This window comes from Escherichia sp. WS1118 (genome assembly GCF_046487695.1).
In the GTDB taxonomy this organism is placed as follows: Bacteria; Pseudomonadota; Gammaproteobacteria; order Enterobacterales; family Enterobacteriaceae; genus Escherichia; species Escherichia coli.
Genome location: NZ_JBJQIZ010000014.1, coordinates 40,192 through 51,750 on the forward strand (window position 1 = coordinate 40,192; position 11,559 = coordinate 51,750).

General features: G+C 48.6%; 12 protein-coding genes and 1 pseudogene. 6 read left to right on the forward strand and 7 right to left on the reverse strand.

From position 1 onward, the window contains the following. Positions 1–43: 43 nt before the first annotated feature. Both yigL and pldB read right to left on the reverse strand, forming a co-directional pair. The gene (yigL, locus tag ACJHYO_RS20115; protein ID WP_000285350.1) at positions 44–844 is read right to left on the reverse strand and encodes a sugar/pyridoxal phosphate phosphatase YigL; all 801 of its coding nucleotides are present in this window, start codon (positions 842–844) and stop codon (positions 44–46) included. A 7-nt stretch (positions 845–851) separates the two neighbouring features. Beyond that, on the reverse strand, positions 852–1,874 hold the full coding sequence (pldB, locus tag ACJHYO_RS20120) for a lysophospholipase L2 (RefSeq protein ID WP_000487668.1): 1,023 nt from the start codon (positions 1,872–1,874) through the stop codon (positions 852–854). A 110-nt stretch (positions 1,875–1,984) separates the two neighbouring features. On the opposite strand from pldB, the gene rhtB reads away from it, so the two are divergent. Next, complete coding sequence (rhtB, locus tag ACJHYO_RS20125; protein ID WP_000171710.1) at positions 1,985–2,605, forward strand: homoserine/homoserine lactone efflux protein; 621 nt, start codon at positions 1,985–1,987, stop codon at positions 2,603–2,605. A 60-nt stretch (positions 2,606–2,665) separates the two neighbouring features. Here rhtB and rhtC read toward each other — a convergent pair whose 3' ends face one another. The 3 genes from rhtC to pldA all read right to left on the reverse strand — a co-directional run bounded on the left by rhtC (position 2,666) and on the right by pldA (position 6,173). Continuing rightward, positions 2,666–3,286 carry a threonine export protein RhtC gene (gene rhtC, locus ACJHYO_RS20130; protein WP_000928837.1) on the reverse strand — a complete coding sequence of 207 codons (621 nt, stop codon included), beginning with the start codon at positions 3,284–3,286 and terminating at the stop codon, positions 2,666–2,668. 63 nt (positions 3,287–3,349) lie between these two features. Next, positions 3,350–5,179 (reverse strand): ATP-dependent DNA helicase RecQ, encoded by a 1,830-nt coding sequence (recQ, locus tag ACJHYO_RS20135; protein WP_033549093.1) that lies wholly within the window; start codon positions 5,177–5,179, stop codon positions 3,350–3,352. Between the two features lie 124 nt (positions 5,180–5,303). After that, the gene (pldA, locus tag ACJHYO_RS20140) at positions 5,304–6,173 is read right to left on the reverse strand and encodes a phospholipase A (RefSeq protein WP_001259692.1); all 870 of its coding nucleotides are present in this window, start codon (positions 6,171–6,173) and stop codon (positions 5,304–5,306) included. 164 nt (positions 6,174–6,337) lie between these two features. On the opposite strand from pldA, the gene yigI reads away from it, so the two are divergent. From yigI to ACJHYO_RS20160, 4 genes and pseudogenes are all read left to right on the forward strand, one after another. Beyond that, positions 6,338–6,805 (forward strand): acyl-CoA thioesterase YigI, encoded by a 468-nt coding sequence (gene yigI / locus ACJHYO_RS20145; RefSeq protein WP_001277142.1) that lies wholly within the window; start codon positions 6,338–6,340, stop codon positions 6,803–6,805. A gap of 51 nt (positions 6,806–6,856) precedes the next feature. Further along, on the forward strand, positions 6,857–7,747 hold the full coding sequence (gene rarD / locus ACJHYO_RS20150; RefSeq protein ID WP_000339104.1) for an EamA family transporter RarD: 891 nt from the start codon (positions 6,857–6,859) through the stop codon (positions 7,745–7,747). Between the two features lie 310 nt (positions 7,748–8,057). Then, positions 8,058–8,905 (forward strand): annotated as a pseudogene (locus ACJHYO_RS20155) (YPO3983 family protein). Further along, positions 8,902–9,399 (forward strand): DUF943 family protein, encoded by a 498-nt coding sequence (locus ACJHYO_RS20160; RefSeq protein ID WP_000823790.1) that lies wholly within the window; start codon positions 8,902–8,904, stop codon positions 9,397–9,399. Before ACJHYO_RS20155 ends, ACJHYO_RS20160 begins: the two are co-directional and overlap by 4 nt. A 35-nt stretch (positions 9,400–9,434) precedes the next feature. Here the strand turns inward: ACJHYO_RS20160 and corA are convergent, their stop codons facing one another. Together corA and ysgD are read right to left on the reverse strand one after the other, a co-directional pair. Further along, the gene (gene corA / locus ACJHYO_RS20165; RefSeq protein WP_000947159.1) at positions 9,435–10,385 is read right to left on the reverse strand and encodes a magnesium/cobalt transporter CorA; all 951 of its coding nucleotides are present in this window, start codon (positions 10,383–10,385) and stop codon (positions 9,435–9,437) included. A gap of 151 nt (positions 10,386–10,536) precedes the next feature. Continuing rightward, a complete protein-coding gene (gene ysgD / locus ACJHYO_RS20170) occupies positions 10,537–10,593 on the reverse strand; it encodes a YsgD/CorL family protein (protein ID WP_212723238.1) in 57 nt (18 codons plus the stop codon). Between the two features lie 161 nt (positions 10,594–10,754). Here ysgD and ACJHYO_RS20175 point away from each other — a divergent pair, with 161 nt between their 5' ends. Then, positions 10,755–11,519, forward strand: a complete 765-nt coding sequence (locus ACJHYO_RS20175; protein WP_000951146.1) for a phosphodiester glycosidase family protein — start codon at positions 10,755–10,757, stop codon at positions 11,517–11,519. Positions 11,520–11,559 lie beyond the last annotated feature (40 nt).

Sequence of the window (11,559 nt, forward strand, 5' to 3'; positions counted from 1 at the left end):
TGTAGCGAAGTATCAGGTTGACAGCTGACCAAATAAAGAACAATTACGATAAATAGAGCTTACGCAGATAATGCGGCACTGCGTCTTCGGCGTTAGTACCAATCACTTCCAGCTCTGGATGCAGATCTTTCAGCCGTTGATGCGCGCTGCCCATAATGCAGCCTTTCCCCGCCATCGACAGCATTTCGGCATCGTTCATTCCATCGCCAAAGGCAATACAATCTTGCAGGCTGTAGCCCAGTTTCTTCGCCACCGCTTCCAGCGCATGGCCTTTTGAAACGCCGCCCGCCATCACTTCCAGGCAGGTTAAGGTAGAGAAACTGACATTGACGCGATCGCCCCAGCGAGCGTTAATCGCCTGCTCCAGTGGCAGAAGTTTTTCATGGGAATCGCAGGTGAAGAACACTTTGCTGACGCCTTCCGGCTCCAGCAATCCCGGCTCATACAGCGCATATTTGAACACCGCTTCTTTAAAAAAGCGCATCTCTTCCGGGCGATGGCGATTCATAAACCATTCGTCGTCGCGATAAACGTTAGTAATGATGTCCGGATTGTCGTTGACTACGCCAAACAGGTCACTGGCAATGTCGCGATCCAGGTTATGAGCAAAAATCAGGTTGCCATCGAGGTCGTGAACGCGCGCGCCATTGGAGGTAATCATGTAAGACTTAATCTCCAGATTATCGCGAATTTGCCCCACATCAACGTGGTGACGACCGGTCGCAAACACAAAGTTGATGCCGCGCGCGGTGAGCAGCTTCAGAGTTTCTTTGGCGTAAGGGGATAACGTATGGTCGGGAGAAAGTAACGTGCCATCTAAATCAGACGCAACAACCTGGTACATAAGAAATTTAAACCTCTGTAGAGCGGTTTCCGCTGGGTGAGTTATGCCTGTTGAAAAAATCAACGATAGCGTGGAGCGCGACTGAGCGCATTGCGTCCTTTTCAAAAAGGATCTCATGGTACGCACCTTTAATTACCAACGGCCGTCCTCCTTCGACAGGATGGCCCGCAGCGGTGCGTAGTTCACAAAAACGGTCGTGCATGCGGTTATCCACCACGCGTTCCTCTTCAGCTTGTAAGAGAAGCGTTGGCGTGGCGTCATCACCCGCACCGGCTAACACCTGTTCGCCAGCCAGAATACTTTCGCGTACCCAATGGTAGGTCGGCCCACCGACGCGAATCGTTGGGTCATCAGCATAGAAACGTAAGTTACGTCGATATCGCTGTCTGCTGTGGGTCAGTACGTTGATAGCAAACGGCAACGCGCGCCAGCGCCCGGTGCCTATTGCATAGCCATCACGGAAACGTGGATGCGCTTCGGCCCAATTGAGGATCTGCCGTGCCATAAATGACGGCATACGAATCACGATCCCAAACATTGGCGCAGTTAGCGCAATGGCGTCACATACACCTGGATGGCGTTGCAGAAATAATGTGGAGATCGCACCGCCCATCGAATGTGCCAGTATATAGCGTTTACGCCACGGACCGGGCTGAACCTCCTGTTGCCAGAATGCCGCCAGATCATCAACATAATCATTAAAGCGATTAACATGCCCGAGATGTGGATCGCCTAACAGGCGACCGGAACGTCCCTGCCCGCGATGGTCGATGATTAAAACATCAAACCCCAAATGGAACAGGTCGTAGGCCAGTTCCGCATATTTTACGTAGCTCTCAATACGCCCCGGACAGATGACTACCACCCGGTCATGGTGCTGTGCGCGAAAACGGACAAAGCGAACCGGAATGTCATCCACACCAGTAAACTCTGCTTCATCACGCTGACGCCAGAAATCAGTCAGCGGTCCCATGGTAAAAGCAGCAAACGCGTTTTCTCTTGTTTCCCAGTCTTTTTGCTGCTGAAACATCGGGTAATCTGCCTCTTAAACCACGTAAAATCGTTTTTTTAAGCGTGCCTGACACAACGCTGCGACAGTAGCGTATTGTGGCACAAAAATAGACACACCGGGAGTTCATCATGACCTTAGAATGGTGGTTTGCCTACCTGCTGACATCGATCATTTTAAGCCTGTCGCCAGGCTCTGGCGCAATCAACACCATGACCACCTCGCTCAACCACGGTTATCGCGGCGCGGTGGCGTCTATTGCTGGGCTTCAGACCGGACTGGCGATTCATATTGTGCTGGTTGGCGTGGGGTTGGGGACGCTATTTTCCCGCTCAGTGATTGCGTTTGAAGTGTTGAAGTGGGCAGGCGCAGCTTACTTGATTTGGCTGGGAATACAGCAATGGCGCGCCGCTGGCGCAATTGATCTTAAATCGCTGGCCTCCACTCAATCGCGTCGACATTTGTTCCAGCGCGCAGTTTTTGTCAATCTCACCAATCCCAAAAGTATTGTGTTTCTGGCGGCGCTATTTCCGCAATTCATCATGCCGCAACAGCCGCAGCTGATGCAGTATATCGTGCTCGGCGTCACCACTATTGTGGTCGATATTATTGTGATGATCGGTTACGCCACCCTTGCTCAACGGATTGCTCTATGGATTAAAGGACCAAAGCAGATGAAGGCGCTGAATAAGATTTTCGGCTCGTTATTTATGCTGGTGGGAGCGCTGTTAGCATCGGCGAGGCATGCGTGAAAATAATGTCGGATGCGGCGTAAACGCCTTATCCGACTTACTCTGATGACGCGTCTGGCATTAACGCGAAATAATCAAATGAATGCCAAATCCGGCAAATAACGCCCCGGCAAAACCATCAATCCACTTCGCCAGACGTTGATAACCACGGCGCATTTGCGGCAGGGCAAACAGGCTGGCAACGACGGTAAACCACGCCAGTGTTTCGATAATAATCAACGCGAAAATGCCCCAGCGCTCAGTGGTGCCGACATTATCACCGACAAACAGCGAGAACACCGAACCAAAGTAGATAATCGCTTTAGGGTTCGCGAGATTGGTCAGTAAGCCCTTAAGAAAACTGCGCCCGCTTTTCGCCAGTTCGACTTGTGGCGCAGGGGCAGAAACAACCTCTTTTTTCAGTGCACCACGTAGCATCTGGTAACCCATCCAGCAGAGATACAGGCCACCGCCCACCATAATCAGCGTATGCAGCCAGGCCATTTTTTCGATAATCAAATGTAGGCCAAGCAACGCAATCCCAGCCCAAACCATTACGCCGCAGGTAATGCCCAGCACGCCCATCATCGCTTCTTTACGGGAACGACTAACAGCGGTCTGAGAGACAAAAAAGAAATCGGGACCGGGGCTCATAAGCGCCACAATGTGCACCATGGCGACGGTGAGGAATAACATCAACATACATTAGACTCGCGGGGGAAACGTTTACGGAGTCTTCATCCTGGCACTTTTTTATGCTGCTGACTACTTTTCGTCGTCACCATCGACATGCGCACGAATCAGCGCCATAAACGGTTTGCCAAAGCGTTCCAGCTTGCGCATACCAACGCCGTTAACGCTGAGCATTTCGCTGGCGGTGATCGGCATCTGCTCCGCCATCTCAATCAAGGTTGCGTCGTTAAACACCACGTACGGCGGGACATTGCTTTCATCGGCAATCGATTTACGCAGTTTGCGTAATTTGGCGAACAGTTTGCGATCATAGTTGCCGCCGAACGATTTCTGCATCGCTTTCGGTTTGAGCGCCACGATACGCGGCACGGCAAGTTGCAAAGAGGATTCGCCGCGCAGCACCGGACGCGCAGCCTCTGTCAGTTGTAGGGCAGAATGCTGGGCAATATTTTGCGTCACCAGGCCGAGGTGAATCAGCTGGCGGATCACGCTCACCCAATGTTCATGGCTTTTATCACGGCCCATGCCATAGACTTTCAGTTTGTCATGACCATAGTCGCGGATACGCTGGTTATTAGCACCGCGAATCACTTCCACCACATAACCCATCCCAAACCGCTGATTCACACGACCAATGGTGGAAAGGGCAATCTGCGCATCGGTTGAACCATCGTACTGTTTTGGCGGATCGAGGCAGATATCGCAGTTCCCGCACGGCTCCTGACGCCCTTCGCCAAAATAGTTCAGCAATACCAAACGACGGCAAGTTTGCGCTTCAGCAAACGCGCCCATCGCATTGAGTTTATGACGTTCGATATCCTGCAACTGCCCCTGCGGCTTCTCTTCCAGACAACGGCGCAGCCACGCCATATCAGCCGGATCGTAAAACAGCATCGCTTCCGCGGGCAGGCCATCACGCCCGGCGCGTCCAGTTTCCTGATAATAGGATTCGATATTGCGCGGAATATCAAAATGCACCACGAAGCGAACGTTAGGCTTGTTGATGCCCATGCCGAACGCCACCGTCGCCACCACAATTTGCAGGTCATCGCGCTGGAATTTTTCCTGCACATCAGCGCGAACATTATTTTCCAGCCCGGCATGATAGGCCGCCGCGCTAATTCCCTTGCTTTGCAGGCGCGCAGCGGTGTCTTCTACTTTCGCACGACTATTACAGTAAATAATCCCCGACTTACCGCGTTGTTCCTGTACATAACGCATCAACTGATCGAGCGGTTTGAATTTCTCCATCAGCATGTAGCGAATATTCGGACGGTCAAAACTGCTGATTTGAATCAGCGGATCGTTCAGCCCCAGCAGGCGCACGATATCCTGGCGCGTGGTGTCATCGGCTGTGGCAGTCAGCGCCATAAACGGGAGCGTCGGAAAACGCTGACGCAGCTGACCGAGGGCAGCGTATTCCGGGCGGAAATCGTGCCCCCATTGGGAGATACAGTGCGCTTCATCAACGGCTAATAACACCGGATTCCAGTGCGCCAGATGCTCAAGAAAGTTATCCAGCATCAGGCGTTCCGGCGCGATATAAAGCAGGCGGATTTGCCCGGTGCGGCAGCCTGTCATTACTTCAAGCTGCTGCTCGCGGGTTTGCGTCGAGTTAAGGCACGCCGCCGCCACGCCGTTGGCTTGCAGTTGATCTACCTGATCTTTCATCAACGAAATCAGCGGTGAGACAACCACGGTAAGGCCGTTTAGCAATAAGGCAGGGATTTGATAGCAAAGGGATTTTCCGCCACCAGTGGGCATGACGACCAGGCAATCGCGACCGGAAAGTACGGTGTCGATAATCTCTTCCTGGCCGGGGCGAAACTGTTGGTAGCCAAAGGTTTCTTGTAAAACCTGTTTAGCTCCGGACTCCAGATTCAACACTTCCGCCTGCGCCACATTCACCCCGATTGCCTGAAATAAAAACAGGCGCTATTTTCAGCGCCTGCGCGAGAAACTGCAATGCTTTTAGTCTCTGAGAGGGTAATCCTGGATGCTGGATTCCAGATTTGCCAACCATTCATCAAAACAGGTCGTTTAGCATAACTCCCACACCAACGCGGGTCTGGTTGAAGTTATAGTCGATGAGCGATTCGCCGTAACCGCTGTAAACCTGAGTATAAAGGCGCACATGTTTGGTGATCGGGTAGCTTAAGCCTAACTCCGCGCCGCCGTAACCGGTGTTCCAGTTGTACTGCCCTTTCGCGCTCAGTACCGCATCACCGAGGTGATAGCCGATTTTAAGCTGGTAGTAACCCATATATTTGGTGATGTCCGGGTTATCGTCCGTATTCCCCACCACATACCACGGCTTCACCTCTACCAGCCAGTTACCGTTTTCTGCCATCAGGCGGGTATAAAGGCGGTTCCAGCTGCGGGAAGTCGGGTCTGAACGCCCGTTTGAGTCGTGGTTGTAGCCCATTTCCACATCGCGCAGCGTCCAGCCAGCAAAGTTGTAATCCGTGGCAAAACCGAGGAACAATTGCGGTTCGTAGTTAGTTTCACGAAACGGTGATGACTCATCGCTATTAGAAAGCTGCCACCAGGATTTCTGTGTGTAGGAGGCGCCCAGTACAGAGTTTGGCCCCAAAATCCCACGCCACAGCGGAAACGCCAGGCTCAACTGGAACTTTACTTCATCCTTACGCGCGTTTTCCGCCCAGTCGTAACTGGCAATCGCTTCTTTATTCAGATCGCTGGTTTGGGTGTAGATGATGTAGTTGGTGTCATAAGGATAAAGGGTGAACGGATTGTCATGCTCCTGCAGCATATTGGCGATAATACTGCCACGCACCGCTGGCGCGTCATGCACCTCTTTCACCGTTGCCTCTTGTGCATATACTGCCATAGGCAACATAAACACCGGCAACAACCAGCCCTGCAGAGTCCGCATCGCTCGTGTTCTCCGTAACGAATTATTGATAAGGTGAATATTTTTCTGCGGGCTATTTTACATACTTAACTCCATAGCCGTTAGTTATCCCTTCCTAAAGTAGAAACCAACAACAAAGAAGCATAAAATCAACATTTCATTAACCAATGAAGTGTAAGGATGTTATGTCTGCCGTACTGACCGCTGAACAAGCCCTCAAATTAGTGGGTGAGATGTTTGTTTATCACATGCCATTTAACCGCGCATTGGGGATGGAACTGGAGCGTTACGAAAAAGAGTTCGCACAGCTGGCCTTTAAAAATCAGCCGATGATGGTGGGCAACTGGGCGCAAAGCATTTTACACGGCGGGGTCATTGCGTCGGCGCTGGATGTCGCCGCAGGTCTGGTGTGCGTGGGAAGTACCTTAACCCGCCACGAAACCATCAGTGAAGATGAACTACGCCAGCGGCTATCGCGGATGGGGACCATTGATCTTCGCGTCGATTATCTGCGCCCAGGCAGAGGCGAGCGTTTTACTGCTACCAGTAGCCTGTTACGTGCAGGCAATAAAGTCGCCGTCGCCCGCGTTGAATTACACAATGAAGAACAGCTTTATATTGCCAGTGCCACCGCCACCTATATGGTAGGTTGAAGACATAAAAGCAGGTAAACTGCTGTTACCAATTAAAAATGAGTATTCCCGATGGATGCAAAACAAACGCGGCAGGGCGTATTACTCGCTCTTGCCGCTTATTTTATTTGGGGTATTGCGCCAGCGTACTTCAAACTGATTTACTACGTGCCCGCCGATGAGATCCTGACGCATCGCGTGATCTGGTCGTTTTTCTTTATGGTGGTGCTGATGAGCATTTGCCGCCAGTGGTCCTATTTAAAAACGCTGATTCAGACGCCACAGAAAATTTTTATGCTGGCAGTCTCTGCCGTGCTGATTGGCGGCAACTGGCTACTGTTTATCTGGGCGGTGAACAATCACCATATGCTGGAAGCGAGCCTTGGTTACTTTATTAACCCGCTGGTGAACATTGTGCTGGGGATGATTTTCCTCGGCGAGCGATTCCGCCGGATGCAATGGCTGGCGGTGATTCTGGCGATATGTGGAGTGCTGGTTCAGTTGTGGACTTTTGGTTCACTGCCGATCATCGCGCTGGGGCTGGCGTTTAGTTTTGCTTTCTACGGCCTGGTGCGCAAGAAGATTGCTGTTGAAGCGCAAACCGGCATGTTAATCGAAACTATGTGGTTGCTGCCCGTGGCGGCGATTTACCTGTTTGCTATTGCCGACAGCTCAACCAGTCATATGGGGCAAAACCCGATGTCGCTGAATTTACTGCTGATCGCCGCCGGTATTGTCACCACCGTGCCACTGTTGTGTTTTACTGCAGCGGCGACACGCCTGCGTCTCTCAACGTTAGGCTTTTTCCAGTACATTGGTCCGACGCTGATGTTCCTGCTGGCTGTGACGTTTTATGGTGAAAAACCGGGTGCCGATAAGATGGTAACTTTCGCCTTTATTTGGGTGGCGCTGGCAATTTTTGTGATGGATGCGATTTATACGCAGCGTAGAACGTCCAAATAAAAAATAAATATATTCTGAAAAAATATGCCGACTCTTGCATGAGAGTGGGCATATTGCCATGCTGACAGGAGACTCACATAAGGAAAGGCAGAATTTCCAGACGTCGTTGTATATTTTCATTTGCTTTAATAAATTTCATTTTTGGTAAATTCAGCATTATGTTATTAGCGATGAGCAAGACCAATCATTAACCAAGTTCTCTTCAGAATGTAATAAAAAATGTGAAGTGCATTTCTTTTTTAAAATTTTTTTACCCTATTATTTCTTATCAAATTAACATTGCCCTTAATTATAAGAAAGGAGAATATAAATGAACAACATATTAGGCTCATCAATTAATATGCCCTGTACACTTTTCGAAACTATTACTTTATTCGATGGTTTTTCTGCTGATGATATGCAGTATGGGGATATGGAAGAACAAGATTTTCTCTCTCTCGGCTTAAGCGACATCTCTGCAAAAGTTGATCCTTACCGCCTCATTAAATACCATTTTCCTGGGCCGAATTCTACTTATGGTGCTTTTAGTGTTCCAACTTCTGGAACAAAAATATCACAAAGTGAATGTATTGATATTTTATTTGCAGAAATGAAAGATCTGGCAAAAATGTTTTCCTTTTTTGGACAATACAAAACACTCATCCAGGATCTGATTGATCATTTTAGATATGAAAATGGCAACAGTTTCCATAGCCAGGAATTGAACTTATCTTTTCATGAACGAATAAACAAATATGATTATAATAGCCCAATACGTGTAATCAAAGAATGTATCGAAAATGATATTTCTTCAACACCTACGATAGGATACCGGCCTCTTCTCCTACAAAAGATTAAGACCGAATTACTTTCATCAAGACTAAATAAATTCAATGATTTTAAAGATAATTTTAATGGCCTGGGAATCAGCATTCATGATATCTCAGCTCAAAAAATATCTCTTTTAAATTTTCAAAAATATCCTATGGGCTGGAGCGCTACCATTCATTTCATAGCACAAGACCACTTTGGTTTGGATGTGACTGATATAAAAAACAAGATTTACAACAAGTATAGATTTTTCGCATATGGTTCTTTTTACAACGGCATAAAGACTTTGCTTTCAAACCTTTTTTCACCAATTTTAACACTATCGAAAGAATCGAAAATTATCTATGAAAAGAAAACTCCAGAAAATTATATTATATTTATTTCTTCTATGCTGCATCTATAATTTATGGACATTGCGTCCTGTACAGATTTTGTATACATACTCTGATGCTGGCAATTCAGTCTTTCTGGTCGTTGATCATCTGCCATGGACTGATAGCGATAAAATAAATTGGTATCTGAAGCATCAGGATGAAATTAAAAGTCAAAATCCCCTACCAGAAGGTAGTTGGCATACCTGGTATGTTATTGATATCGGTAATGGCTTCACTGACTATAAAAAATATATCGAAGGGCCGTATGAAGATCTCTACTGTTTCCCGACGATTAAGAGCAATGATAATTGCATCGTAAAAAACTATTTAATGGTTATTAATGAATATCCTTACCGTAATACTCATTTTTTTATTGCTGATAACAATGAGTATCAACTAACCCAGGAAAATAAGATAGAGCGAGTGTTCAACCCGCATGACTTTGAAAAAGACAATTTTCAGCAATAAGCCGGATAAAGAACAATCTTTACCCGGCATTTATATTACAACCAGTTCTTCCGCTTAAAGTACAGATACGGTGCCAGGCCCGCGAGGATCATAAAGATAATCGCGCCTGGGTAGCCGAAGCTCCACTTCAGTTCCGGCATAAACTCAAAGTTCATCCCGTAGCTGGAAGCGACCAGCGTCGGTGGCAGGAACACCACGGATACCACCGAGAAGATTTTGATGATGCGGTTCTGCTCGATATTGATAAAGCCCATCGCCGCCTGCATCAGGAAGTTCACCTTCTGGAACAGGGATTCGTTATGCGGCAGCAGGGATTCGATATCTCGCAGGATTTCACGCGCCTGCTCCAGTTGCCCACCCGGTAAGCGTGCTTTACGTACCAGGAAGTTGAGCGCGCGCTGGGTATCCATCAGACACAGGCGAACTTTCCAGCCGATATCTTCCAGTTCCGCCAGCGTGGAGAGCGCCTCGTCGTACTCATCGCCCTGATGCCCTTCCATAATTACCCGGCTCAACTGCTCCAGGTCGCTGTAGATATTTTCAATTTCATCTGCCAACTGTTCGATTTTGGTTTCGAACAGATCCAGCAGCAGCTCGTAGGCGTTACCGTCTACCATCGACTGGCTACGGGCACGCATACGGTAAAGGCGAAAAGCAGGCAATTCACGCTCACGCAGAGTAAACAGACGACCATCACGGATGGTAAATGCCACAGTGGAGTTACCGGCGTGATCTTCCGCATCTTCAAAGAAGAAGAAGGAGTGAATATGCAGGCCGTCATCGTCTTCAAAGAAACGTGCCGATGCTTCGATGTCTTCCAGTTCCGGGCGGGTTGCCAGGCTCTGGCCAAGTTCAGATTGTACGCGCAGTCGCTCGTCGTCGTCCGGTTCGACAAGATCAATCCATACTGCATTTACAAGGGGTTGTGACTCTTCGACTTCCAGCCGGGTCAGTCGGTTATTTTCCAGTTGAAATGCGCTCAGCATGACCGGGACTCCCAATGCTTAAAATATCGGACAGTTCGGTGGGCACACAGAAACAAATTGGGTTTCAGACCATTAAACAGCCTGACTCAGCGCGACGGGAAAAATTGAGGTCGCTGACAACCGCTAAGGCTATCAGCAAAAAGGGATAGCCTTAGGAGTTGATCCTGGATGACAGGATAATGAGCCAGTATCTACTGGGTGTGTCCAAGGCGAATGTCCTCTTAGAGTGATCGTGCGCGCATGTTACGCCAGCAAAATTTTGCCGTCAACACGCAACAGAACACCACAGAACAATAGTTGAACTTCGCGCTTTTTGGTACTCGTCAAGGTCGCTAACAGGATAAAAAAATCTCACATTCAGGGCCTATAATGGCGCATCGGCTATTCATTGGTAAAGGAATGATCACCTTGAATCTCAAACGGATTTTTCTCACCCTCACCTTACTTCCCTTGTTTGCTGTTGCCGCTGATGATTGCGCACCCTCAGATCCGACGCTGACCGTACAGGCGTATACCGTTAATCCTCAAACAGAGCGGGTGAAAATGTACTGGCAAAAAGCCAATGGCGAAGCGTGGGGAACGTTACATGCTCTGCTGGCGGATATTAATAGTCAGGGTCAGGTGCAGATGGCGATGAACGGCGGCATCTATGATGAAAGCTATGCGCCGCTCGGTTTGTACATCGAAAACGGTCAGCAGAAGGTGGCGTTAAATCTCGCTTCAGGTGAAGGGAATTTCTTTATTCGTCCTGGCGGAGTGTTTTATGTCGCGGGAGATAAAGTCGGCATCGTTCGTCTGGATGCCTTTAAAACCAGTAAAGAGATTCAGTTTGCGGTGCAGTCAGGGCCATTGTTGATGGAAAACGGTGTAATTAATCCGCGTATTCATCCCAACGTCGCCTCACGTAAAATTCGTAACGGTGTTGGGATTAATAAACATGGGAACGCCGTGTTTTTGTTGAGCCAGCAGGCGACAAATTTTTATGATTTTGCCTGTTATGCCAAAGCGAAACTGAACGTTGAGCAGCTGCTTTATCTTGATGGCACAATTTCACATATGTATATGAAAGGCGAGGCAATCCCGTGGCAACGCTATCCTTTTGTCACCATGATTTCCGTCGAGCAGAAAGGTTAAACATTGTACACTCGAGGAGGCCAGACAAACTGGGGCTGGC